This window comes from Rhizobium sp. NLR16a (assembly GCF_017948245.1).
In the GTDB taxonomy this organism is placed as follows: Bacteria; Pseudomonadota; Alphaproteobacteria; order Rhizobiales; family Rhizobiaceae; genus Rhizobium.
Genome location: NZ_CP072870.1, coordinates 24,364 through 47,761, shown reverse-complemented (window position 1 = coordinate 47,761; position 23,398 = coordinate 24,364). Strand labels below are relative to the sequence as shown.

The 23,398-nt window shown below is 61.9% G+C and carries 23 protein-coding genes; 10 read left to right on the top strand and 13 right to left on the bottom strand.

Annotation, left to right across the window (positions count from 1 at the left end):
- Positions 1–5: 5 nt before the first annotated feature.
- Both J7U39_RS29145 and J7U39_RS29140 read right to left on the bottom strand, forming a co-directional pair.
- The gene (locus tag J7U39_RS29145; protein ID WP_210633447.1) at positions 6–779 is read right to left on the bottom strand and encodes a transporter substrate-binding domain-containing protein; all 774 of its coding nucleotides are present in this window, start codon (positions 777–779) and stop codon (positions 6–8) included.
- A gap of 47 nt (positions 780–826) precedes the next feature.
- Positions 827–1,606, bottom strand: coding sequence for an ATP-binding cassette domain-containing protein (locus tag J7U39_RS29140; protein ID WP_210633446.1), 780 nt, complete (start codon positions 1,604–1,606; stop codon positions 827–829).
- 162 nt (positions 1,607–1,768) lie between these two features.
- Here J7U39_RS29140 and J7U39_RS29135 point away from each other — a divergent pair, with 162 nt between their 5' ends.
- The 6 genes from J7U39_RS29135 (at position 1,769) to mctP (ending at position 6,275) form a co-directional block, all read left to right on the top strand.
- Positions 1,769–2,233, top strand: coding sequence for an Lrp/AsnC family transcriptional regulator (locus J7U39_RS29135; RefSeq protein ID WP_064807195.1), 465 nt, complete (start codon positions 1,769–1,771; stop codon positions 2,231–2,233).
- An 80-nt stretch (positions 2,234–2,313) separates the two neighbouring features.
- On the top strand, positions 2,314–3,699 hold the full coding sequence (locus J7U39_RS29130; RefSeq protein WP_210633445.1) for a cache domain-containing protein: 1,386 nt from the start codon (positions 2,314–2,316) through the stop codon (positions 3,697–3,699).
- The gene (locus J7U39_RS29125; RefSeq protein ID WP_210633444.1) at positions 3,696–4,367 is read left to right on the top strand and encodes a response regulator transcription factor; all 672 of its coding nucleotides are present in this window, start codon (positions 3,696–3,698) and stop codon (positions 4,365–4,367) included. The genes J7U39_RS29130 and J7U39_RS29125 overlap by 4 nt, the downstream gene beginning before the upstream one ends.
- 101 nt (positions 4,368–4,468) lie before the next feature.
- Complete coding sequence (locus J7U39_RS32215; RefSeq protein WP_259665290.1) at positions 4,469–4,600, top strand: hypothetical protein; 132 nt, start codon at positions 4,469–4,471, stop codon at positions 4,598–4,600.
- A 12-nt stretch (positions 4,601–4,612) separates the two neighbouring features.
- Positions 4,613–4,810: a DUF3311 domain-containing protein gene (locus J7U39_RS29120; RefSeq protein ID WP_007539443.1), complete on the top strand. Its 198-nt coding sequence runs from the start codon at positions 4,613–4,615 to the stop codon at positions 4,808–4,810.
- Positions 4,800–6,275: a sodium:solute symporter family protein gene (gene mctP, locus J7U39_RS29115; RefSeq protein WP_210633443.1), complete on the top strand. Its 1,476-nt coding sequence runs from the start codon at positions 4,800–4,802 to the stop codon at positions 6,273–6,275. Before J7U39_RS29120 ends, mctP begins: the two co-directional genes overlap by 11 nt.
- A gap of 186 nt (positions 6,276–6,461) precedes the next feature.
- Here mctP and J7U39_RS29110 read toward each other — a convergent pair whose 3' ends face one another.
- The 7 genes from J7U39_RS29110 to J7U39_RS29080 all read right to left on the bottom strand — a co-directional run bounded on the left by J7U39_RS29110 (position 6,462) and on the right by J7U39_RS29080 (position 12,916).
- Positions 6,462–6,800, bottom strand: a complete 339-nt coding sequence (locus J7U39_RS29110; protein ID WP_210633442.1) for a hypothetical protein — start codon at positions 6,798–6,800, stop codon at positions 6,462–6,464.
- A gap of 89 nt (positions 6,801–6,889) precedes the next feature.
- Positions 6,890–7,987 (bottom strand): substrate-binding domain-containing protein, encoded by a 1,098-nt coding sequence (locus J7U39_RS29105; protein WP_210633441.1) that lies wholly within the window; start codon positions 7,985–7,987, stop codon positions 6,890–6,892.
- A gap of 50 nt (positions 7,988–8,037) precedes the next feature.
- The gene (locus tag J7U39_RS29100; protein ID WP_210633440.1) at positions 8,038–9,078 is read right to left on the bottom strand and encodes an ABC transporter permease; all 1,041 of its coding nucleotides are present in this window, start codon (positions 9,076–9,078) and stop codon (positions 8,038–8,040) included.
- An 18-nt stretch (positions 9,079–9,096) separates the two neighbouring features.
- Positions 9,097–10,593 (bottom strand): sugar ABC transporter ATP-binding protein, encoded by a 1,497-nt coding sequence (locus J7U39_RS29095; protein WP_210633439.1) that lies wholly within the window; start codon positions 10,591–10,593, stop codon positions 9,097–9,099.
- 104 nt (positions 10,594–10,697) lie between these two features.
- Positions 10,698–11,591 carry an NAD(P)-dependent oxidoreductase gene (locus J7U39_RS29090; protein ID WP_210633438.1) on the bottom strand — a complete coding sequence of 298 codons (894 nt, stop codon included), beginning with the start codon at positions 11,589–11,591 and terminating at the stop codon, positions 10,698–10,700.
- Complete coding sequence (locus J7U39_RS29085) at positions 11,581–12,138, bottom strand: gluconokinase (protein ID WP_210633437.1); 558 nt, start codon at positions 12,136–12,138, stop codon at positions 11,581–11,583. Before J7U39_RS29085 ends, J7U39_RS29090 begins: the two co-directional genes overlap by 11 nt.
- A 13-nt stretch (positions 12,139–12,151) precedes the next feature.
- Positions 12,152–12,916, bottom strand: a complete 765-nt coding sequence (locus J7U39_RS29080; RefSeq protein WP_210633436.1) for an SDR family oxidoreductase — start codon at positions 12,914–12,916, stop codon at positions 12,152–12,154.
- 135 nt (positions 12,917–13,051) lie between these two features.
- Between J7U39_RS29080 and J7U39_RS29075 the strand changes: the two genes are divergently transcribed.
- Positions 13,052–13,993: a 2-hydroxyacid dehydrogenase gene (locus J7U39_RS29075; protein ID WP_210633435.1), complete on the top strand. Its 942-nt coding sequence runs from the start codon at positions 13,052–13,054 to the stop codon at positions 13,991–13,993.
- 10 nt (positions 13,994–14,003) lie between these two features.
- Complete coding sequence (locus J7U39_RS29070) at positions 14,004–15,035, top strand: L-idonate 5-dehydrogenase (RefSeq protein ID WP_210633434.1); 1,032 nt, start codon at positions 14,004–14,006, stop codon at positions 15,033–15,035.
- Positions 15,036–15,047: 12 nt separating this feature from the next.
- On the opposite strand, the gene J7U39_RS29065 is transcribed toward J7U39_RS29070, so the two are convergent.
- Positions 15,048–16,118: a LacI family DNA-binding transcriptional regulator gene (locus J7U39_RS29065; RefSeq protein ID WP_210633433.1), complete on the bottom strand. Its 1,071-nt coding sequence runs from the start codon at positions 16,116–16,118 to the stop codon at positions 15,048–15,050.
- Positions 16,119–16,297: 179 nt separating this feature from the next.
- Between J7U39_RS29065 and J7U39_RS29060 the strand changes: the two genes are divergently transcribed.
- Entirely contained in the window at positions 16,298–17,224 is a 927-nt protein-coding gene (locus tag J7U39_RS29060; protein ID WP_210633432.1) for an SMP-30/gluconolactonase/LRE family protein, read from the top strand.
- A gap of 57 nt (positions 17,225–17,281) precedes the next feature.
- On the opposite strand, the gene J7U39_RS29055 is transcribed toward J7U39_RS29060, so the two are convergent.
- Both J7U39_RS29055 and J7U39_RS29050 read right to left on the bottom strand, forming a co-directional pair.
- Positions 17,282–19,417, bottom strand: a complete 2,136-nt coding sequence (locus tag J7U39_RS29055) for a VWA domain-containing protein (protein ID WP_210633431.1) — start codon at positions 19,415–19,417, stop codon at positions 17,282–17,284.
- Positions 19,414–19,938: an RNA polymerase sigma factor gene (locus tag J7U39_RS29050; protein WP_210633430.1), complete on the bottom strand. Its 525-nt coding sequence runs from the start codon at positions 19,936–19,938 to the stop codon at positions 19,414–19,416. Before J7U39_RS29050 ends, J7U39_RS29055 begins: the two co-directional genes overlap by 4 nt.
- 262 nt (positions 19,939–20,200) lie before the next feature.
- Here J7U39_RS29050 and J7U39_RS29045 point away from each other — a divergent pair, with 262 nt between their 5' ends.
- Positions 20,201–21,112 (top strand): alpha/beta hydrolase, encoded by a 912-nt coding sequence (locus tag J7U39_RS29045; protein ID WP_210633429.1) that lies wholly within the window; start codon positions 20,201–20,203, stop codon positions 21,110–21,112.
- 274 nt (positions 21,113–21,386) lie between these two features.
- Here J7U39_RS29045 and J7U39_RS29040 read toward each other — a convergent pair whose 3' ends face one another.
- On the bottom strand, positions 21,387–23,390 hold the full coding sequence (locus J7U39_RS29040; protein ID WP_210633428.1) for a CocE/NonD family hydrolase: 2,004 nt from the start codon (positions 23,388–23,390) through the stop codon (positions 21,387–21,389).
- Positions 23,391–23,398: the final 8 nt, after the last annotated feature.

The window sequence follows — 23,398 nt, the reverse complement described above, 5'->3', positions numbered from 1 at the left end:
AGTGCTTACTTCGCGCCGTAGATATCGAAGTCGAAGTACTTCTTGGTGATCGCGTCGTACTGACCGTTGGCGCGAACCGCTGATATCGCCTTGTTCAGCTTGGCTTTCAGCTCCGTATCTTCCTTGCGCAGGCCGCCGGAAACGCCAGCCCCAAGGATCTCCTTGTCGTCGGCGACATCGCCCATGTTGGCGCAGCAATCCTTGCCGGCATCGCTTTTCAGGAAGGCGTCAAGCGCCAGCGAATCACCGAAGACGTAATCGATGCGGCCGGAGGCGAGATCCTGGAAAGCCTCGTCGAGTGTCTGGTAGGTCTTTTCCTCGGCGACGTCGGCAAAATACTTCTTGTAATATTCCGACTGGATCGTCGACACTTGGATACCGATGGTCTTGCCCTTCACGTCCTCTGCCGTGGCGCCCGGCTTCTGATCCTTGGGGCCGATCAGCGTGCTCGGCGTGTTGTAGTATTTATCGGTGAAGTCGATCACCTTCGAGCGTTCCGCGGTGTTCGACATCGACGACCAGATCACGTCGAACTTCTTGCTCTCAAGAGCCGGAATGAGGCCATCCCAAGAGATCTCGACGATCGAGCACCTCTCCTTCATCTCTTCGCAGACGGCATTCATCAGATCGATTTCCCATCCCTGCCACTGGCCCGAAGCGTCCTTGGCGAAGAAGGGCGGATAAGATTCGTTCATGACACCGAAGCGGACGTCGGCCTGTGCCGCGACGGCGGAAAGCGCAAATGCGACGCCGGCGAAAAGCGTGGGGAGCAGTTTCATTCGCAGGATTCTCCTGGTTCGTGTTGTGGTGATGGCTCGATGGCGGTTCAGTGGGCGCTGAGACGAGTGAATTCCCGGCAGCGGGCGCTGACAGGTGCCCCGAAGACTTGCTCCGGCGTGCCTTCCTCCTCGATCCGACCCTGGTGCAGGAAGAGGACGCGACTCGAGACGTCGCGGGCGAAGCGCATTTCATGCGTGACGATCAGCATGGTCCGGCCCTCTTCCGCCAGATCGCGGATGACTTTCAGCACCTCGCCAACCAGTTCGGGATCGAGCGCCGATGTCGGCTCATCGAACAGCATGACGGCGGGATCGACGCAGAGCGCTCTTGCGATCGCCGCGCGCTGCTGCTGGCCGCCGGAGAGAAAGGCGGGATAGGCATCACGCTTGTCGAAGAGCCCGACCTTGTGCAGCAGGGCTTCCGCCTTTTCGATCGCCTCGCGCCTGGAAACGCCCATGACATGCACCGGCGCCTCGATGACGTTTTCCAGCACGGTCCGATGGGCCCAGAGATTGAAGCTCTGAAAGACCATGCCGAGCCCGGTTCGCAGCCGCTCGATCTGCCGCCAGCTCTGCGGCTGCAGCCGTCCGCCGCGACCGGTCTTCAGAGCGACCGCCTCGCCGTTCACGGCGATGCGGCCGCGATCCGGCGTTTCCAGAAAATTGATGCATCTGAGGAAGGTGCTCTTGCCAGAACCGGACGAGCCGATAATGGAGATGACGTCAGACTTATGGGCCTCAGCCGAAATACCCTTGAGAACCTGTTGCGAGCCGAAGCTTTTATGAAGATCTTCGACGCGAAGAGCAGGAATGGACTGATCCGACATGCATGGGTCCGGCTGAAATGAGTTTGCGAAGGATAATGATAAAGTTGCGCGGTTTTTTCGCGCAATTTCTGCCTCTTCTGCATTTAATGTGCAAAATAATCTTTCTCATGCGGCAAATCGGGCAGAACGCATGAGCCGCGAAACGCCGAAATGGACTGGACAATGGAACAGCTGGATCGTTTTGATCGTGACATTCTCGATATCGTTCAGCGCGACTGCCAGCTGAAGGCCGAAACGATCGCCGAACGGGTGGGGTTGTCGGTCTCGGCCGTGCAGCGGCGGTTGAAGCGCCTGCGCGAGGAAGGGATCATCAAAGCGGAGGTCGCCGTCCTCGACCGGAAGGCGACGGGAACATCGATGGTGTTCATCGTCGGGATGGAGATCGAGCGGGACAATTACGACGCCTTGGCGAAGTTCCGCGTCTGGGCGGAAAAACAGGATCATATCCAGCAGGTCTATTACGTCACCGGCGCGGTCGATCTGATCGCGATCGTCACCGCCCGCGACGTCGAGCATTATGACGATATCGCCGCCCTCATCATGGCTGACAATCCGCAGATCCGCCGCATGCACACCAATGTCGTGCTGCGCGACGTCAAGCTCGGCCTGTTCGTGCCGCTGGAATAGGATCGCGCCCGGGCAAGCGACTGGACTCAGATCGGGCAAAGGGCATAATTCCGGGCGCAGATCCTTGGGAGGAATGACCGTTGACGCTACGACACCAGATCATCGCATTGGCGATCGTTCCGCTCGTCATCTCGATCCTCGCGATCACCACCTTCATCACTTGGCAATCGGCAAATCTCGCAAAGAACAGCATCGACACGTTCGAGCAGAACATGCTGAAGACAAAGGAAACCGAAATCCTCAACCTGACCAATCTTGCCTTGTCCGCCATCCAAGCGATCTATGATAAGGCCGGTCCCGACGACGAAGCCGCCAAGCAGCAGGTGGCTGAAATTCTGACCTCGCTCGATTACGGCAGGGATGGCTATTTCTTCGTCTATGACTATGACGGCAACAATATCGTTCATCCGCGCCAGAGCTTCCGGCATGGGCAGAATTGGCTGGATCTTACCGATCCTGACGGCGACAAGGTCATTGCCGAGCTGATCGCCACGGCAAAGGCCGGCGGCGGCCTGCATCAATATAAATGGCAGAAACCCTCGACCGGGCAGGTTGCCGACAAGCTCTCCTTCGTCGTCAGCCTCGACAAATGGCGCTGGGTGGTGGGAACCGGCGTCTATCTCGACGACGTCTTTGCCCAGAGTGCGGCCGCCAACGCCGTGATGCGCGCCAACATCAGACGAACCTTCGTCATCGTCGCGCTGATTGCCGTACCTTCGGTGCTCGTCGTCTTCACGACCTGCATGCTGCTGACCTTCCATGAGCGCCGTATGGCCGACGGCCGACTCAAGGAGCTGACGCAGCGGGTCATCGATACCCAGGAGGAAGAACGCGCGCGGCTCGCCCGCGAGCTGCACGACGGCATTTCCCAGAATCTTCTCGGGGTGCGCTATGCGATGGATCTCGCCGGCCGCAAGGTCAGGACCAACGTCGACGATGCAGCGCTGACCATCGACCGTGGTGTCGAGGCGCTAAACGGCGCCATCAAGGAAATCCGGCGGCTGTCGCACGATCTGCGCCCCCGCGTGCTCGACGATCTCGGCCTGACAGCCGCGCTGGAGGCGCTCTGTCATCATTTCGCCGAGCGCACGGGGATCGAGACTGATATCGACGCTTCAGGCTTTACCGGCACGCTGAAAGCCGAGGCCAACACTGCCCTCTATCGCGTCGCACAGGAAGCCTTCAACAATGTCGAGCGGCACTCGGGCGCCTCGAAGCTTTCGGTGAAGCTCTGGAGCGACGGCGGCCGCGCCCGCATGACGATTTCAGACAACGGCACCGGCTTCGACGGCAGCAAGGACGGCGCAGACGGCGAATCAGGGCTCGGGCTGCGCAACATGCAGGAGCGGATGGCCCACTTCCGCGGCCTGCTGCTTATCAACAGCAGCGAGTCCGGCACGACGCTGACGGCGATGATGCCGAGATCGGCCAATCTGCCCGTCGGCAAGCAGGCGGAAGCCGCATGACCGAACGCCCGAAAATCAAGGTGCTCCTGATCGACAACCATCCGCTGGTGCTGGACGGGCTGAAAGCCGTCCTCGAAACCTTCGATCATATCGAAGTCGCCGGCACCGCAGGGCTTGCCCAAACGGGTCTCGACATCGCCCGGCAGGTCCAGCCGCAGGTGGTGCTGATGGACATCAACATGCCGAAACTCAGCGGTATCGATGCGATCGAACTGTTCAGGAGCGAGCTTCCCCAGGCCCGTGTTGTCATGCTCTCCATGCATGACAGCCGCGAATATATCTCCTCCTCGGTCATGCATGGCGCTGCCGGTTACGTGCTCAAAGATGTTTCGACTGACGAGATTGTCTCGGCTATCGACACCGTGGCTGCGGGGGGCACCTATTTCTCCTCGGGTGTCTTCGACGCGCTGATGGGCGAACGCGCGGAAGAGGGCAGTGATCCCCTGACGCCTCGCGAGCGCGACATTCTCGGGCTGATCGTTGCCGGCAGCAGCAACAGGGAGATCGCCGAAGCGCTCGGAATAACCGCCGCGACGGCGGAAACGCACCGCAAGAACCTCAAGAAGAAGCTCGGCATCGCCACCACGGCCGGCCTCATCCGCTATGCGCTCGATCACGGTATCGTCTCGAAAATCAGCGGAAATCCGCGCCTACCCACTTCTGGGTAGGCCCCGGCATTTCGGCCCCGCGCCCATCTTGTGAGGACAAAACCGACGCCATAGGACTCCATCCGCGGCTGGCCAAGTGTCAGTCGTTGGGAGGAATTCATATGCGTTACATCAGCCTTCGATCGGCCGGGAAGGTCGAGCGATCCGAACCGGGCTCGCCGCGGCAGCCGGCTGACAGACCCGCCTTCCACGCCGACAACTGGAACATGGCGATCGCCGCCCGCGTCGCCTGAAAGGTATCCGACATGGAAAAACCACGTAGCAAGGCAGCGCTCTGGCTGCTGATCATTCCGTACATAGGGCTGCTCTGGCCGCCATTCTACAATCTCCGTGAGCCGTCGCTTTTCGGCTTTCCCTTCTTCTACTGGTATCAGCTTCTCTGGGTGCCGATCACCGCGACGCTGACCTGGATCGCCTATCGGAGCGTTCGCCATGACGACTGACATCGACGGCACGGCGCTTGCCGTCTTCATCTTCTTCTTTGCCCTTGTCACCGTCATGGGCTTCGTCGCCAGCCGCTGGCGCAAGCCCGAGACCCTCGCCCATATCGATGAATGGGGCCTCGGCGGCCGCAACTTCGGCACCTGGATCACCTGGTTCCTCGTCGGCGGCGATTTCTATACAGCCTATACCGTGATCGCCGTGCCGGCGCTGGTCTACACGGTCGGCGCCTACGGCTTCTTCGCGCTACCCTATACGATCGTCGTCTATCCCTTCGTCTTCATGGTCATGCCGGTCCTGTGGAAACGCGCCAAAGATTTCGGCTATGTCACGGCGGCCGACGTCGTCCATGGCCAATACGGATCGCGCGGTCTCGAACTCGCCGTCGCGGCCACGGGCGTCATCGCCACCATGCCCTACATCGCCCTGCAACTCGTCGGCATGACGGCGGTCCTGAAGGGGCTCGGGCTGCATGGCGAACTGCCGCTGGCAATCGCCTTCATCGTGCTGGCGCTCTACACCTATTCGGCGGGCCTGCGCGCACCGGCGCTGATCGCTTTCGTCAAGGACATCATGATCTATATCGTGGTGATCGCAGCGGTCGCGCTGATCCCATCAAAGCTCGGCGGTTATGCGAATGTCTTCGCCTCAGCCGATGCGGCTTTCCAGGCCAAGGGCTCCGGTAATCTGCTGCTCGGTGGCAACCAATATGTCGCCTATGCCACACTCGCTCTCGGTTCGGCGCTCGCAGCCTTCATGTATCCGCATACGCTGACCGGCATCTTCGCCTCCAACAGCGGCAAGACGATCCGCAAGAACGCGATCATGCTGCCCGCCTATACGCTGCTGCTCGGCCTGCTGGCGCTGCTCGGCTATATGGGGCACGCTGCCAACCTGAAGCTCGACAGTGCGAACGACGTCGTTCCCACGCTGTTCAAGACGCTGTTTTCGGGCTGGTTCTCCGGCTTCGCCTTTGCGGCGATCGCCATCGGCGCACTGGTGCCGGCGGCGGTGATGAGCATTGGCGCAGCCAACCTCTTCACCCGCAATTTCTGGAAAGCCTATGTCGATCCCAAAGTCAGCGATGCGGGCGAGGCCAAGGTGGCGAAGGTGACGTCGCTCGTCGTCAAGGTCGGCGCGCTTCTCGTCATCATCTTCCTGCCGACGCAATTCGCACTCGACCTGCAGCTGCTCGGCGGCATCTGGATCCTGCAGACGCTCCCGGCGCTCGTCTTCGGCCTCTATACCAACTGGTTCCGCGCACCCGGCCTGCTTGCCGGCTGGTTCGTCGGCTTCTGCGGCGGCACCTTCCTGGTCTGGGATGCCGGCTGGAAGCCTCTGCATCTGATCAGCCTCGGCGGCGAACCCTTCACCGTCTATACCGGGCTGCTGGCGCTTGCGGCAAACATCGCGGTTGCAATCATGGTCAACGCCTTGCTTCCGGCCAGGGCGACGGCCCGCGCATAGCTGAAAACGCGAAGGGCAGCAAATGCTGCCCTTCGTCGCTTTATGCTTCGGGCAGAAGCTGATGAAAGATCAGGCGATCAGAACTCTTCCCAATCGCTGGCCAATGCCGCGTTGCCATTTGCCTGGAACGACTTGCTACCTTTGCAATCATCTGGCGCGGGCGAGACACGGCTGCTCGCCATGGTGTCAGGCAGCGCGCGGCGGGTATTCGCTGGCAGAGAAGACGTGGTGATGCACCTTCCCGGTGAAGAGCTTCAGAAGCTCACCCGTCACCTCGCGGCTCTGGAACCGCACATCGGAAAGAAGTGCTGCATTCACCGCATCCATATCGGGATAACGAATGGCAAGCGCCATGGCATAGACCGGAGCGCCCTCGTCACGCTCCATTCCATCCAACACCCGGACTTCCTCGGCTCCGGGAAATTTCGTCCATAGAGGAACGAGCCGCTGCCTGACAAAATCGCGGAATTCCTCTTCTCTGCCGGGATGGATTTCGCCTTCAAACAAAGCATAACGAATAATCATGGGTTCTCTTTTCCAAAACTCGCCGGAGCTGGATTGATGGTGGTGCGGAGGCGGGGAGGGCGTATCCTCCGATACGCCCGTGGGAAGGCTTATTTGCCCCAGATTTTCTTGTATTGATCGCGATAGCCGTTATCGGGATCGAAGCTGTTCTTCGGCCCTCCGTCGAATTCGACATTCGCGCTGGTCACCACGTGGAGCGGCGACACATAGCCCGACCACGGAGCGCCCGCGAAGGCGCGGTTCAGTTCATCGACGAGTTGCCAACCCTGGAGGTTGAGCGGCTCGGCGACCGTGACGGCCTGGAACTGCTTGGCGCGGATGCGCTGATAGGCGCTCTCCGAACCGTCGCCGGCAGCGACGTTGACCGGCTTTCCGTCGCCGGCGATACCGGCCGAGGCGAGCGAGGGGCCCATGAAGTCGTAATAGAGGTCGTTGATCGCCAGCGAATGCGTCCATTTCGCACCGTACTTCTGCAGGAGCGACGTGGTGAGCTGCGGCATGCGCTGCGAGGTTTCGGCAATCGGGGTATCGACGTATTCGAGCACCGTGCCGCCGAGATCCTCGATCTCCTTTTTCATGCGGTCGGCCTTGGCGATCGCGATCGCATAGGTGGAGTCGGTGAAGATGATGACACCCGGCTTGCCGCCGGCATCGGCGAAGGCCCAGTCTGCCGCGGACTTCGATACTTCCATCGCATCGGTGGTGACGTTGGCGAAGACGCCGACGTCGGCAACCGGACCGACGGCCGAGGCGGCGTGCCAGGACACCATCGGGATGCCGGCAGCCTTGGCCGCTTCCATCGCCGGCTTCTGCTCGACCGCGTCAAAGCCATTGATGATGATGCCATCCGGCTTCAGCGCCATGGCCTGGCCGAAAGCCGCGGTGCGCCCACCGATCGAGCCGGCGCCGTCGAGTACCTTCACCGTCCAGCCGAGCGCGCCGGCCGCTTCCTGCACGCCGTTGGCCACGCCGAGGATGCCGCCGTTCTTCATGTCGCCGGCAAGGACGACGATGTTCTTGCCCGCAGCCCCCTTGGGGCCGCTCGTCGGGCCATCCCATGCGCTCACCTTGGACGCATACTTTTCGACCACCGCTTTGGCATCCGCCATGGAATCGGCCAGTGCCGGCACGCTGAGCATAAAGGCGACGGTTGCAACCGTTGCCTGCAATAAAGTCCTGCGCTTCATGTTCACTCCTCCATTTTGTTTGTTATGAAATGCCGGCTTCGCCGACATCCTCATTTGGATGCGGGTGTGATCCTCCTCACAGCTCCGCGCTTGCGCTGGGCGTAACCTGCAATGCCGATGGCAATCAGCAGGGTTACGCCGTTGAACAGCGGTTCGACGAAGAACGACCCGCCGAATTGCTGAATTCCCGATATACCGACCGCCAGGATGATGACGCCGATCAGGGTGCCCCAGACGTTGACCCGTCCCGGCTTGATCGTCGTCGATCCGAGAAATGCGCCGACAAGTGCCGGGAGGAGATATTCGAGGCCGACGCTCGCCTGACCGATGCGCAGCTTCGAGGCGAGGAGAACCCCCGTCAGAGCCGCCAGCAGGCCCGAGGTGACGAATGCGCCCATCACGAACTTGCGGACGGGAATGCCGTTGAGTGCGGCGGCCTTGGGGTTGGCGCCGATGGCGTAGAGATAACGGCCGATCGGCAGGTATTCGAGAACGATCCACATGCAGATCGCGATCAGCAGCACGTAGAAGCCGGTGATCGGCAGGCCGAACAGCATGGTGCCGTTCAGCGCGTAGAACCCTTCCGGCAGGACGCCGACCACCTGCCGGCCGCCGGTGTGCCAAAGTGCAAGCGCGTACAGCACCGTTCCCGTGCCGAGCGTGGCGATGAAGCTGTCGATCTTCGCCACCTCGACCAGCAGACCGTTGATGAAGCCGGTGAGGATGCCGAGCGCAAGAACGATGAGGACGGCGACCGGCCAGGGCAGGCCGTAGACCGTCTGCAGGCTGATGGCAAGAATGTGCCAGAGCACGATGCCGTAGCCAACCGTCAGGTCGATGCGGCCCGACGCCATCGGGATCATCGCGGCGAGCGACAGCAGCGCAATGATCGCCTTGTCGGAGACGATCGAACGGACGTTCAACACCGTCGGAAACGTATCCGGCAGCATGATCGAGAAGAGCAGGATCAGGCCGACGGTCAGGATCACCAGTCCGTAGACGGGGATCAGGCGCCCGATCTTCTGTCCTGTGGACAAGCCGGCCATTTCGCTTTTGGTCGGCTCCAGCGCCGTGGATTCAATGGATTGCATGGCTGTTCTCCCGATGGCTCAAGCAGCTTCCGATGCGGATGCGGCCGTGATGACCGCCTCCGTCGTCAGAGCCCTTCCAGTCAGTTCGCTGACGATTTTGCCGCGCGAGAAAACCAGCGCGCGGTGGCAGATATGGGCGATTTCCTCGAAATCCGTCGACACCACGACGACTGCGAGACCGGCCTCCAGCGCCTGGGTGATCAGACGGTAGATCTCCGCACGCGCGCCGATGTCGACGCCGGCGGTCGGATCTTCCGCGATCAGCAGCTTGCGGCCGGTTGCCAGCCAGCGGCCGACGACCACCTTCTGTTGGTTGCCGCCCGACAGGGCCTCGACAGGCAGATCCGGATCGTTCGGCCTGAGGCCGACGGTATGGCCGATCGCATGGGCAAGATCGGCTTCGCCGCGCGGTGACAGGAAGGACAACAGCCCGCGCCCGACAGCGCCGGGATTGAGGTAGGTGTTTTCCCGAATGGAAAGCGATGGTGCGACGGATTCCTCCGTGCGGTCACGGGCAATTAATCCGATGCCCGACGCCATTGCGCTCAGCGGGCTTGAAAGGTCCGGGGCCCGGTCATGCATCAGGATCGTGCCGCCGAAGGGCTCGCAGCCGAACAAGGCGCGGCCGATGCGTTCCTGGCCTGCGCCGCGCAGTCCTGCAAGGCCGAGCAACTCGCCCTCTCTTATATCGAAGGATATCGGGCTCGTGCCGGCGCAGACCAGGTCGCGCACCTTGACGATCGCCTTGCCGGGCTTGATCTCGGTCTTCGAAAAGAGACTGTCGCCGCTGCGGCCGATGATCATCGTCACCAGTTCGTCGGGCGTGGTCTCGCTGACGGGCTTCTGTCCGACCATGCATCCGTCGCGCAGCACGGCGACGCGATCGGCGATGCGGAAAATCTCGTCCAGTCTGTGGGAGACGTAGATCATGCCGACGCCGCGCTCCTTCAGCGGCCGGATCGCATTGAACAGGCGATCGACTTCGTCGGCGGGCAGGCTCGCTGTGGGTTCGTCGAGCACCAGAACGTCGGCTTCGACGGCAAGCGCGCGGGCAATGGCGACGAGCGATTTTTCGGTGCGCGACAGGGCCGAGACCCGCGTCGTCGGATCGAAATCGCAGCCGACCAGCTTTAAGGCCTCTTTGGCGCGCGCCTGCGTCCTGTTCCAGTCGATCAGGCCCCGGCGCATCGAGAAGCCCTGCGACAGGCCCATATTCTCACCGACCGTCATCCACTCGATCAAGCCGAGATCCTGATGGATGAATGCGACCGGTTGCCGCTCGTTCGGCTTCGGCGGGCGATGATGGTAGCTCTGGCCGCGGAACAAGATGTCACCGTTGTCGGGCTTGTAGATGCCGGCCAGCGTCTTGATCAGCGTCGATTTGCCGGCGCCGTTTTCGCCGAGCAGCGCGAGGATCTCGCCCTCGCGCAGGTCGATCGAGACGTCACGCAGCGCCTGCGTGCCGCCGAAGCTTTTGGTGATCGATTGGAACTCCAGCAGTCTCTTGGCTTCCACTGTGGCTCCTCCCAAAGCTGCAGCTGTCGTTATGGATAGATGTTATCGATAACATTCCCGAATAGTCAAGCGGAAAGTGACAATCTCCCATGCCTGAAATGAGGTCAGTCGGCGGCAAATCCGTCGAGCAGACGCATCATCTCTGCAGAGTCCTTCGGCCCAAGACCGGCAGCGCAAAGCAGACGGTGAATCTCCACCACCGCTCCCGTCATCGGTAGCGGCGTTTTCGTCTTCAGCGCAAAGGCCTGAAGCGAGTCCAGATCCTTCAGCATATTGTCGATCCTGCCTGTCGGCGAGAAATCCCGGGCAGCGAATTTTGCCATGAATTCCTGCAATATCCGGCTATCCGCCCTGCCGCCGGCAAGGGCGGCCGGAATGGCGGCGGGATCGACGCCGCCGGCTTCCGCCAGCTTGACGGCTTCAGCGACCGCCTGGAACAGCACGGCGCAGAACAGCTGGTTGATCAGCTTGGTGGTCTGCCCGGCGCCGGAGGCGCCCATCAGCGTGTAATTGGCGGCAAGATGCCGCATCACCACCCGCGCCCGCTCGAAATCCTCGGGGCTGCCACCGGCCATGATCGTCAGCTTTCCGCCGAGCGCGCCGGGCACGCCGCCCGAAAGCGGGCAATCCACCCATGCCATGCCCGTTTCCCCACGCAGCCGCTTCGCCATGTCGGCGGTCTCGGCCGGGTCGATCGAGGACATATCGATCAGCAGCTTGCCGGCGTTTGCCGCCGCCGCAATACCCTTCTCGCCGAAGACGACGGCGCGGACGATGTTTGCGTGATTGAGGCTGAGCACGCAGAATTCCGACCGCGAGACCGCATCCTCCACCGAAGCGGCCGCGTGGGCGCCCTTGGCTTCCAGCGCCGCGACCTTTTCAGCATCGAGATCGAAAACCGATACTTTGTGGCCGGTTTCGATCAATCGCGTGACGATCGCCGCTCCCATGATACCCGCGCCGATGACGGCGACATCTGCTCTGTGGTCATCCTGCATGATAATCTCCTCCCTTGACGGCCACGCCGCTCAGCCCCTCACAAGCCAGCGCCACCATATCATCCAAAGCCATATCGATCGCCACCGTCACGACACCGGGCTCACCGGTCGGCGGCTCCAGCGTCTGCAGCTGGCTGTCGAGCAGCGACGCCGGCATGAAATGGCCCTGACGGGCCTGCATCCGCGACAACAGCAGCTCGCGCGATCCCTCCAGGAAAACGAAGGCAAGACGCCCATTTGCCGCCTGCCGCAGCCTGTCCCGATAGCTTCTCTTCAGCGCCGAACAGGAAATCACCAAACCCTGCGACGCCTTTTGCGCCGCCGTTATTTCCTCGCCGATCCGGTCGAGCCAGGGCAGGCGGTCATCGTCGGTGAGCGGGGTGCCCTTTGCCATCTTCTCGACATTGGCAGCCGGATGGAGTTGGTCGCCTTCCAGGAACGGCATGCCGTTTTGCGCAGCGATGCGTTCTCCAACCGAGGATTTGCCGCAGCCGCTGACGCCCATGACGACAACGGCCGGGGGCAGTGCCTTTTTCTCGAGGTTCATCATCTCACCTCCCTTAGAGGCAGGTCGTGATGCCGCCGTCGACATAAAGCGTATGGCCGTTGATGAAGGACGAACCGCGGCCCGACAGGAAGACGGCAGCACCCACCAGTTCCTCGACATTGCCCCAGCGTCCGGCCGGCGTCCGCTTTTCGAGCCAGGATGAGAATTCGGGATTGTCGACCAGCGCCTGGTTGAGGGGCGTCTTGAAATAGCCCGGCGCGATCGCGTTGATCTGCAGGCCGTGCTTGGCCCAGTCGGCGCACATGCCGCGGGTCAGATTGCGCACCGCGCCCTTCGTCGCCGTGTAGGGAGCAATGCCGGGACGGGCGAGTTCGCTCTGAACCGAGGCGATGTTGATGATCTTGCCCTGACCGCGGGCGATCATCGCCTTGGCGGCCGCCTGGCCGACGTAAAAGACGCTGGAAACATTCGTGGTCAGCAGCAATTCCCATTTGTCCGCCGGGAAATCTTCCAGCGGCGTGCGGAACTGCATGCCGGCATTGTTGATCAGGATATCGAGCGGACCGATATCGGCCTCAATCGCATCGATGCCCTGTTTGGCGCCGTCCTTGCTGGTCACGTCGAAGATGGCCGCATGGGCAGACAGACCTTGAGCCTTGAGGCTTTCGACTGCGCGTTTGACGCTTTCGGGCGTGCGGCCGTTGATGACGACCTCGGCGCCATGCTGCGCCAAGCCCTCGGCCAGCGCATAACCGATCCCCTGGCTCGAGCCGGTGATCAGGGCGAGCCGCCCGGTCAGATCAAACAGGTTCTTCATGCAAATCACTCCTCCGGTGTCGCTGCGAATGACGGCTTATACCGCCACTTGAGGTGAAACTCACTTGACATCGCCTTTCCGAATTATATGTTATCGATAACATAATCAACAGCCAAAATGCAGGATGGAGACGGAATGCCTGACGTAGAAATCTTGATGGCCGGGGCCTATCCGGAGTGGGACATGGTTGATCTGGAGGCGACCTACCGCGTCCACCGCCTGTGGGAAGCCGCGGATCGGCAGGAACTGATTTCGAAAGTCGGCAGCAATATCCGCGCGATCGCGACGCGCGGCGAACTCGGCGCTTCCGCCGATCTGATGAAACAACTGCCGAAGCTGGAGATCGTCTCCTGTTACGGCGTCGGCACCGACGCCATTGACCTGTCCTATGCCCGCGCCAACGGCATTCGCGTGACGAATACTCCTGACGTGCTGACCGAAGACGTCGCCGATATCGCCATCGGACTGCTGCTTTCCACCGCGCGCCAGATTCCGCAGGCTGACGTTTTCGTCCGCAACGGCCAGTGGGGCAACGTACCCATGCCGCTGGTGACCCGGGTTTCGGGCAAGAAGGTCGGGATCGTTGGCATGGGGCGGATCGGCAAGGCGATCGCCTGGCGGGCTGCCGCTTTCGGCTGCGACATCTCCTATTTCGCCCGCAACAGGGACCAGGATGTCGCCTATGGTTATGAAGCCAATCTGGTCGCGCTTGCCAATTGGGCCGACTTCCTGATCGTCATCGTTCCCGGAGGGGCCGCGACCATGAAGATCATCAACGCCGAGGTGCTGGAAGCGCTCGGCCCGGAAGGCATGCTGATCAACGTTTCGCGCGGGACGACCGTCGACGAGGAGGCACTGATCGCAGCGCTTCAGAACCGCACCATCCAGGCCGCCGGCCTTGACGTCTTCCTCAATGAGCCGAAAATCGATGCGCGCTTCCTGACGCTGCCAAACGTCGTGCTGCAACCCCACCACGGCTCCGGCACCATCGAAACCCGCAAGGCCATGGGCAAACTGGTCAGAGACAATCTCGCCGCGTATTTTGCCGGTCGAGCGCTTCCGACTCCGGTCGTATGAGGATCCCGGTATGAAAGCCATCGTCATTCACGCCGCCAAGGATCTCAGGGTCGAAGAGCGCGAGCCGGAGGTTGCCGGAGCTGGGCAGGTGGAGATATCAATCGAAGCCGGCGGCATTTGCGGCTCCGACCTGCATTATTACAATCATGGCGGCTTCGGCACCGTTCGTCTGCGCGAACCGATGATCCTCGGCCACGAGATCGCCGGCACCGTCAAGGCGCTGGGTGCCCGCGTGACCGACCTTGCCGTTGGAGACCGCGTTGCGGTTTCCCCGAGCCGGCCGTGCAGCCATTGCCAATATTGCTTGAAGGGACAGCAGAACCACTGCCTGAACATGCGGTTCTACGGCAGCGCCATGCCCATGCCTCACATTCAGGGCGGCTTCCGCCAGCGGCTGGTGGCGGAGCGCTGGCAATGCCACAAGGTCGCCGACGGCATTTCCATTCATGAGGCTGCCTTCGCCGAACCCTTTGCCGTGACGCTGCATGCGGCAAGCCGCGCCGGTTCGCTGCTCGGCAAGCGGGTGCTGGTCACCGGCTGCGGCCCCATCGGCATGCTGGCGATCGTTGCCGCCCGCGTTCTCGGCGCCCGTGAAATCGTCGCGACCGATGTGACCGACAGCGTTCTGGCCATCGCCCGCACCAGCGGCGCCGATCGCACGATCAATGTTTCCACGCATGCCGCCGATCTTGCCGCTTATGGCGCCGACAAGGGATATTTCGACGTCATGTTCGAGGCGTCTGGCAATGAGCGGGCCGTGCGCGCCGGCCTTGAGGTGCTGAAGCCCCGTGCCGTGCTCGTGCAGGTCGGCCTTGGCGGCGATGTCTCCATTCCGCAGAACATGATCGTTGCCAAGGAAATCGAGATGCGCGGCACATTCCGCTTTCACGAGGAGTTCGGGCTCGCCGTCGAATTGATCAATGCGCGCCGTGTCGATCTGAAGCCGCTGCTGACAGGGGTTTTTGCCATCGAAGAGGCTGTCGCCGCCTTCGAACTGGCCAGCGACCGCAGCAAGTCGATGAAGGTGCAGATCGCCTTCTGATATTGTCGCCAGCTATGAGGCGCTGCGATCAGTGCTTTCGCGCAGAACGACCCTGTAGCCCGTCAATGTAATCTCGTCGCCGGTCGCCTCGCCGATGCCCTGCAGGGCATCGAGCAGGCGGGCGGCGGCCTGACGGCCGATGCCGTAACAGTCGACATTGATGGTGGTGATGCTGGGATGACAGATCGACGAGATCTCATAATCGCCGAAGCCGGCAATGGCGATATCACCCGGCACGCTCATTCCCCTGCGCTTGCATTCCATGATCGCGCCGAAGGCCGAAAGGTCGGAAACGCAAAGAACCACTTCCGTGTCCGGCCAGCGCTCCAGCAGGCTCATGATCGCCTGGCCGCCCTGTTCCATGGTGATCGGCGGCACGCCGAAGGAAATCGCCCGGCCCGGTCCCAGGCCCAGTTCTTCGACGGTCTTCAGGAAACCGCTTCGCCGCTGGCTGCCGCGCGTATCGCGCGCCGTCGTTCCGCCGATATAGCCGAACCTCCGATAGCCCTGGCTCGCCAGCGTCCGCACCAGCAGCGACATCGCCTCGCTGTTGGAAAAGCCGACGACATGGTTGATCGGCTTCTCCGGAAGCTCCCAGGTTTCCACCACCGGAATGCCGGCCTTATCAAGCATGCGTCGGGCGCGGTCGGTGTGCGAACCGCCTGTCAGGATGACGCCTTCGGGGCGCCGGCGCAGCATCGCCTCGATCAGCTTTTCTTCCTTCTCGGCGGAATAGTCGGTGTAGCCGAGAAGAAGCTGAAGACCGGTATTCTCCAGCGCATCGGTAATGCCGCGGGCGGTGTCGGAGAAATTCGAATTGTTGATGGAGGGCACCAGCGCCGCGATGAAGCCGCTGCGCCGCGAGGAAAGACTGCCGGCCGAAAGGTCGAGCACATAGCCGAGCGCATCGACGGCTTCCATGATGCGCTTGCGCGTCTCTTCGGAAACACTCGCATCCTGCCGAAAGGCGCGCGAAACGGTCATGGCCGATACGCCGACATATTTGGCGACCTCAGCCATCGTCAGCTTCTGGGCGTCTCCTCCTTTGAGACGCTTGTCTTTTGGCTCATCCTCGTTTTTCACTGGGTCCCGCTTTCACAACAGCTTCCGAGTTGGGCAACTCGGGACACGATAAAGTTATCGCTATCATCGCACAATCGATATTATTGCAGGAATGAGTCCTTCCACAGTCCGTCGGGTCTCTATACGAAGGCTGCAAAACAAGGCAGGATGATATCGATAACAATTTGGGAGGGAGCGTCATGTTCGGAGAAATCGAGGGTACGGGCTTTGAGGTTCTCGACCCGCGCTTTGAAAACTGCTTCGTCGGCCATGTCCGCGTCGAGCGGCTTTGGACGGGCGGCCGCTGGCTGGAGGGACCGGCCTGGTTCGCCGCCGGGCGTTATCTGGTTTTTTCGGATATCCCCAATAACCGCATGATGCGCTACGACGATACCAGCGGGCAGACCTCGGTATTCCGCTCGCCCAGCAACAATTCGAATGGCAACACCGTCGACAATCAAGGACGGCTCGTTACCTGCGAGCATCTGACGCGCCGGGTCACGCGGACGGATTTCGACGGCGGGATTACCATCCTGGCCGATCGCATTGCCGGCAACCGGCTCAATTCTCCCAACGACGTCACCGTCAAATCCGACGGCACAGTCTGGTTCACCGACCCGAGCTACGGCATCCTCCACGATTACGAGGGTGACTACGGCGAAGAGGAAATCGGCGGATGCCACGTCTACCGGCATGATCCGGCGACAGGCGCGACCGAGCGGGTGGCGTCCGATTTTGTCAAGCCGAACGGGCTGGCCTTCTCCCCGGATGAGACAGTGCTCTACATCGCCGATACCGGAGGAACGCACTTGGCGGGCGGTCCGCGTCACATTCGAAAACTCGCCGTATCAGAGAATGGAAAGCTGACCGATCTCGGCATTTTCGCCCAATGCACTTCAGGCGTTTTCGACGGCTTTCGCGTCGACCGGAAGGGCAAGATCTGGACGAGCGCCGCCGATGGCGTGCACGCTTACGATCCGGATGGCACCCTGCTCGGCAAGATCCATATTCCCGAGATCGTCTCAAACGTCGCCTTCGGCGGCGAGAAACTGAACCGCCTCTTCATCACCGCAACAACCTCTCTCTACGCGGTCTATCTCACTGCCAACGGGTCGAGGCACGGGTAGCTCTCATACAGGCGAGGCCGCCCTTCAAGGCGGCCTCTACTTTGCGGTGCTTTTCTCTCATCGTTGGCTGAGGCTGTCAGCCAGCCTGACGAGGCCGAGGAAATCCGATCTGTAGCCGAAGGGATCCGTCCCCCGCGATGCCACAGCGAGGTCGGCAATCGCCTGATAGGAATAGGCATCGACGGCGGCGATGCGGCTCAGCTTTTGGCCGAAGGCGGCGACGGCTACCGAGAAACGGACATCCTGCGGCGCGGCGTCGATGGTGGCGACCGCGTTGCCGGCGCCGACAGGTGTGGTGATCAGCGCGCTCTTGTCCTCGCCGGGCCGCTTGAAGCGCATCTTGACGAAGGCAAGCTCGCCCTGATGCCCGCTGCCCGATGCCTCGGCCGGCGCCTTGTCGGCCGGCACCTTACCGGCTGCGCCATACCGCAGGTCGTCATTCATGACCGCAGGGCTTCCCTTGGGCGTAATCTCGTAGATCGCCGTGACGCTGTGGCCGGAGCCGATATCGCCGGCATCGACACGGTCATTGTTGAAATCCTCGCGGTTGAGGGCGCGGGTCTCGTAGCCGATCAGCCGGTATTCGGCGATCCGTTCCGGGTTGAACTCCACCTGGAACTTGACGTCCTTGGCGATCGGAAACAGCGTCGACCTGGCTTCCTCGACCAGCGTCTTCTGCGCCTCCGCCAAGGTGTCGATATAGGCGGCGCTGCCATTGCCGTTCTGCGCCAGCGTCTGCATCAGGGAATCATTGAGATTACCGCGTCCGAAGCCGAGAACGGTGAGGAAGATGCCGTCTTTGCGCTTTTCTTCGATGATGCGCTTCAGATCCTCGTCGCTCGACGGGCCGACATTGAAATCACCGTCCGTCGCCAGCATCACCCGATTGACGCCGTCCTTGACGAAAGCCTGTTTGGCGAGATCGTAGGCCGCCTCAATGCCTTCGGCGCCGCCGGTCGAGCCTCCAGCCTCCAGCCTGTCGATCGCCGAGAGGATCTTCGATTTCTCCGCCACCCGCGTCGGTTCCAGCACCGTCCCGGCATTGCCGGCATAGGTGACGATCGAGACGGTGTCGTCGGCCTTCAGCCTGTTGACCAGCAGCCGGAAAGCGCTCTTGAGGAGCGGCAGCTTGTCCGGTTCATCCATCGAGCCTGAGACATCGATCAGGAAAACCAGATTGGCATGCGGCGCGGTCGCCGGCGCGATGTCATACCCCTTGATCGCCACATGCATCAGTTGCGTGTCGTGATTCCACGGCGTCGGCATCACCGTCACGGTCGCCTTGAAAGGCTGATCGGCATTGTTGGGAAGCGGCCAGTCATAGGGGAAATAATTGATCATTTCCTCGACGCGAACCGATTGCGGATCGGGCATCGCCCCGCCCGTCAACGACCGGCGGACGAAGGAATAAGAGGCGCTGTCGACATCGGCGGAGAAGGTCGAGACCGGATCGGTCGCCACGCTCTTAATCGGATTTGCCGCGGCATTGGCAAACCGTTCGCGGCTGGGGTCGAGCTGGATCTGCACACGCCCATCTGCTGGCGGAACAGGCGAGGGGGCAACGGCGCCCATCGGCTCGACCAACAACTGTCCCTGAGCGGCCATGCCAGGAGCGGCCGGTGCAACACGTTTGGCCATCTCGAGTGCCGCGGCGGAATCCTCCGACTTGTTCTTGAGAGCCACAATTTCGCCGGCATCGAATTCAGAGGGCCGCTCCGCCGCGGGTTTTGCAGTCTGTAGCTCCTTGTCCTGCAAGGCTTGGGCGCCGCTGACGGCAGACGGTTGAGCCGGCCGGCTTTCTTCGGTCGGGGCTTCGGAAAGCTGAGGCGCGGCCGTGACGGGTTCGGCCGGTTTCGGCATGTTGTGTTGCACGAGGTGGCTGGCGATCTCGGTCTGGTCGACGATCGGCGATCCGTTGCGGGTCAGCTCGATCGTGAGGTAACCGGCAGCGGGAATGACGAGCAGCGTCGCGAGAGCTGAACCGGCGAGGAATTTCTTGTTCATGGCAGGGCTCCATATCCAGTTGATGATGGAGCTTGGACGCCAGCCTTTCGCATTTCCTTGGGCTGCCGCCGCATTATTTTCCGCGCTGTCGAAGGCCTGCATTGCCGCGGCAAGCGCGCGCGCGCGCGCTTCCGCATCGGCTGCCGGGGCTGTGAGACGGGAGAGCTTTTCGAGTTCCTTGTCCATCATACCTCTTCCTTGCCGAGCATGGCCTTCAGTCTCTTGCGCGCCTCGTGCACCTGCCAGGACACGGTCGCCTCCGAGCAGCCCATAACATCGGCGGCAGCCGAATGGCTGAGGCCTTCGCCATAGACGAGCAGCACGGCGTCGCATTGCCGTTCCGGCAAAGCACGCACGGCCGTCCATAATTCGCTCGACAGCTCGTCATCATGTCTGCCCGGCGCGGCCGGTTGCGGTTCGGCGGCATAAGCGCGGAATGTCAACTCTTCTCGCGCAAGCTTTCGCCTATGGTCGCGGGCGGCATTGAGCGTCAGCGTATAGAGCCATGTCCTGAAGCGGCTGGCGCCGCGAAAGCCGCGGATGGCCGCACCGAGCTTGACGCAGACCTCCTGTGCAATATCGTCGGCGTCGGTGGCACTGCCCGACCATCGCCACGCCGTCGCGTGGACGAAATCATAATGGCGCGAGACCAGTTGCCCGAAGGCCTCCCGGTCGCCCGCCTGCGCTCGTTCTATGAGCTCCGCATCCAATGCGCACCTACCCCCAAGATATCAGCCAAGATGCTATTTCGGGATTGAGACGTTTCTCCAATGGCTTTCCTTGGGTGGACCATAAAAAAATTATCGGATTTTTAGGAAAAGCGGCAAAGCCTGGAAACTCAAGGCGAAATAAGCAAGCATCGCGACATCCTTGGGTCGCGGTCAGACAGATTACCCTCGAGGCAAAGGCGCATGATGGGGTCAGAGTCGGCCAGGGACATGATCTGTATGTCCCAAATCGAAAGGACCCTGCATGTCCGCTCCATCGCCTGCCCCCACAGAAAAGGGCATTCTGCAGTTTCTCGAGATTTGCGATAGTTTCTATCCGCCGGATGCCGTCCAGGCATCGGTCGAGCAGCAGCGGCATTGGTACGACGCTCTTTGCGCCCGCTTCGACCGCTCGGCTCCCCCGGATATGATCTTTGCGGACGGCATGCTCCAGCGTATCCCGATCCGGCGTTATCGGCCACGGAAAATCAGCACGCGCACCATCCTGCTCTATCTTCACGGCGGCGGCTTCGTCGTCGGTTCGCTGGAAAGCCATCACGCCATCTGCGCCGAGATCGCCGATTTTGCCGGCGCGGAACTGGTTTCCGTCGATTACCGGCTGGCCCCAGAATATCGCTGGCCGGCACAGACGGATGACGGTTTCGCGGTGCTCAAACATCTGCTTGCCGCCAGCAACAAGGTCGTGCTGATCGGCGACAGCGCCGGCGGCAACCTTGCAGCCGGCCTTGCCTTGCGGGCGCGCGATGAAGAACTAACCGGAATTGTCGGCCAAGTCCTCATCTACCCCGCGCTCGGCGGCGACCTCGATGCCGGTTCCTATGTTGAAATGGCTGCGGCGCCCGGCCTGACGACGGCCGATGTCGCCTATTACCGCGATATCCTGCAGGCGCCTGATGGAAACGAGATCGCCGAGCCGTTAAAGGCATCCTCGGTTGCCGGACTGCCGCCAGCCTTCATCACGGTCGCCCATTTCGATCCGCTGCGGGACGACGGACGGCAATATGCCGCCCGGCTCACCGCCGAAGGCGTCGAAGTCTGGTTCCGGGAGGAGCCGCAGATGGTGCATGCATGGCTGCGCGCCCGCCACATCAGCGATGGTGCGCAAGAAGGCTTCCGCGCCGTTTGCGAGGCCGTCAGACATTTTGCAACGGCTTAGAGCCTTTCCGGGTTAGATTGCAGCATTCTGCCGGAGCAGGTTTTCGTCAGGGCAAAGGCGATTGGCGACGGGCATACCCCTTGGTACGTCCGAGCCGATCGCCTTTGATCCTGGCGGAAAGATGCCCGGCCCTTCGGGTTGGCTGAAACGGGCCGGCTGATCGACCGGCCGGCTTGGCCGTAGAGCCGGGCTACGACACGCGCCGGCCGGTCGACCATCCGACTCCGTTTGAGCCAACAGAATGCTGCAATCTAACCCGGAAAGCCTCTAACGATCACATCAGGTCGCGCGCGATCCGCTTCTCCGCAAAGACCTTCTCGAAGATCTGCACGTCATCTTCAAAAGCCGTGACGACGGCGCTGATGATCCACTCGGTCCCGGTGCAGGCAATTCGCGCCGTCGCGACCGTGCGGGCAAACCAGCCAGGCCGGCGCATGTCGCAGGTCCAGGTGGACATGCCGGTCATCGACAGCGGATCATCCGGTGCAATCGACCAGACCTCCTCCCGCAATTGCCGGGTCGACAGGCCGGTCTCAGGATGTTCGGTGAGCCCGGTATCCTCGTGGATATGATACCGCGTCCGGTTGGCCGAGAGGTCGCGAACGACCTGCCGCTTCGTCGCCGCGGCCGCGTGCTCGATATATTTCGGCAAGGGATCGGGATTGGCCGGTTCCTCGATGTCGATCCGGCGATGGTCGCCGATCACCGGCAAACCCAGGCCGAGCGAGGCGATATCGATCTCGACCCCTTCGTCTTCAGGCGGCGGCAGGATCATCGGCCAATAAGCGGTGGAGAGTGAAAGGCGGATGCGATGGCCCTTGCGGAAGCGGTAACCGCAGGCATCGAGCACCAGCCGGATCGACGCCGTCTCGCCCGGCACCAGCGGTTTCGGATCCGCATTGCCGTCGCGATGGGTGAGATTGAGAACGCCGAAGGCGACACGCGTCGCCGTGCCGTCGGGATGGACGTCGATCAGGCGGGCGCAGAGATTGCCGCCCGTTGCATGAGCGCGCAGCGCAAGCGTCAGCACGGGCCGGCCGAGATAGTCGCAATCGTTGGCAAGCGGCATCGTATCGAAGACCAGCGAACCGGCATCGTCCGAGCGCTGATCGATCGCCAGTTCGGCGTCTGGCTTCAGCGTGAAATATTCCCCTGATGCCGTGCCGGTGTCGAGCGGAGAATGGAGATGGACGGGATGCGCGGGCGCATGCGGGATCGGCATGCCCTCCGTCAGCCGGCCGAATTGCTCGACATAGAAACACTGCATGTGCGGTGGCGACCAGACATCCCTTGCGATCCAGAAGCCGGGATCGCTGTCGCGGCGTGCGGCAGGACGGATCGCATCGAGAATATAGGCGCGGGTCTGCGCCAGCCCGTCGATGCCATTGTCCTCGCCGCGCAACCATTTGTTCCACCAGGCGATCGCTTCGCCATGAAAATCGACGCGCGGCTTCGGCCAGGCGAAATGCGGATATTTGTGGACCCAGGGACCGATCAGTGCCTTTGCTTTTTCACCGAGGCCTTCGACCGCCATCAGAGGCGTATTGCGGTAACCGTCCGCCCAGCCGGCAATCACCAGCGCAGGGACCTCCACCTTCGAAAAATCCTCCGAGATCGAGCCGTGACGCCAGAAACCGTCGCGCCGTTGATGGCTCAGCCATTCCTCCATGAAGAAGGGCTCGCCGGCCAGGCGTTCCAGCCACATCTCCTTCCACCGCTCGCCGACAAGGGCAGGATCCGGCGGGCGCGACTGATAGCCGAGCATGGTCGCCGCCCAGGAAAGCTGGGCGGAGAGATGGCAACCGTTCTTGTAGTGAATGTCGTCATTGTAGCGGTCGACGGTCGAGGCGATCGAGATGACGGCTTTGAGCGCCGGCGGACGCAGTGCCGCGACCTGCAGGCTGTTGAAGCCGCCCCATGAAATACCCATCATCCCGACCGCGCCGTTCGACCAAGGCTGCCCGGCAATCCAGGCGATCAGCTCGCAGGCATCGGCAAGCTCGCGCTCGGTATATTCGCCATCGATGACACCATCCGATTCCCCCGATCCGCGGATGTCGACGCGTACGCCGGCAATGCCTGCGGCTGCGAAGACCGGATAGGTCGACTCGTCGCGGGGGCTGGTTCCGTCCCGCTTGCGATAGGGCAGGAATTCGAAGACGGCGGGAACGGGATCGTCTGCCGCGCCGTCTGGCATCCAGATGCGCGCGGCGAGCCGCGTTCCATCCTTGAGGGCAATCCACTCATTCTCGATGGTGGTGAAGCCGCGCGAGGCCATGCTCACTC

Coding starts and splice junctions, on each gene's coding strand:
- J7U39_RS29145 (WP_210633447.1), bottom strand. CDS start 779: ATGAAACTGCTCCCCACGCTTTTCGCCGGCGTCGCATTTGCGCTTTCC.
- J7U39_RS29140 (WP_210633446.1), bottom strand. CDS start 1,606: ATGTCGGATCAGTCCATTCCTGCTCTTCGCGTCGAAGATCTTCATAAA.
- J7U39_RS29135 (WP_064807195.1), top strand. CDS start 1,769: ATGGAACAGCTGGATCGTTTTGATCGTGACATTCTCGATATCGTTCAG.
- J7U39_RS29125 (WP_210633444.1), top strand. CDS start 3,696: ATGACCGAACGCCCGAAAATCAAGGTGCTCCTGATCGACAACCATCCG.
- J7U39_RS32215 (WP_259665290.1), top strand. CDS start 4,469: ATGCGTTACATCAGCCTTCGATCGGCCGGGAAGGTCGAGCGATCCGAA.
- J7U39_RS29120 (WP_007539443.1), top strand. CDS start 4,613: ATGGAAAAACCACGTAGCAAGGCAGCGCTCTGGCTGCTGATCATTCCG.
- mctP (WP_210633443.1), top strand. CDS start 4,800: ATGACGACTGACATCGACGGCACGGCGCTTGCCGTCTTCATCTTCTTC.
- J7U39_RS29110 (WP_210633442.1), bottom strand. CDS start 6,800: ATGATTATTCGTTATGCTTTGTTTGAAGGCGAAATCCATCCCGGCAGA.
- J7U39_RS29105 (WP_210633441.1), bottom strand. CDS start 7,987: ATGAAGCGCAGGACTTTATTGCAGGCAACGGTTGCAACCGTCGCCTTT.
- J7U39_RS29100 (WP_210633440.1), bottom strand. CDS start 9,078: ATGCAATCCATTGAATCCACGGCGCTGGAGCCGACCAAAAGCGAAATG.
- J7U39_RS29090 (WP_210633438.1), bottom strand. CDS start 11,591: ATGCAGGATGACCACAGAGCAGATGTCGCCGTCATCGGCGCGGGTATC.
- J7U39_RS29085 (WP_210633437.1), bottom strand. CDS start 12,138: ATGAACCTCGAGAAAAAGGCACTGCCCCCGGCCGTTGTCGTCATGGGC.
- J7U39_RS29080 (WP_210633436.1), bottom strand. CDS start 12,916: ATGAAGAACCTGTTTGATCTGACCGGGCGGCTCGCCCTGATCACCGGC.
- J7U39_RS29075 (WP_210633435.1), top strand. CDS start 13,052: ATGCCTGACGTAGAAATCTTGATGGCCGGGGCCTATCCGGAGTGGGAC.
- J7U39_RS29070 (WP_210633434.1), top strand. CDS start 14,004: ATGAAAGCCATCGTCATTCACGCCGCCAAGGATCTCAGGGTCGAAGAG.
- J7U39_RS29060 (WP_210633432.1), top strand. CDS start 16,298: ATGTTCGGAGAAATCGAGGGTACGGGCTTTGAGGTTCTCGACCCGCGC.
- J7U39_RS29055 (WP_210633431.1), bottom strand. CDS start 19,417: ATGATGGACAAGGAACTCGAAAAGCTCTCCCGTCTCACAGCCCCGGCA.
- J7U39_RS29045 (WP_210633429.1), top strand. CDS start 20,201: ATGTCCGCTCCATCGCCTGCCCCCACAGAAAAGGGCATTCTGCAGTTT.
- J7U39_RS29040 (WP_210633428.1), bottom strand. CDS start 23,390: ATGGCCTCGCGCGGCTTCACCACCATCGAGAATGAGTGGATTGCCCTC.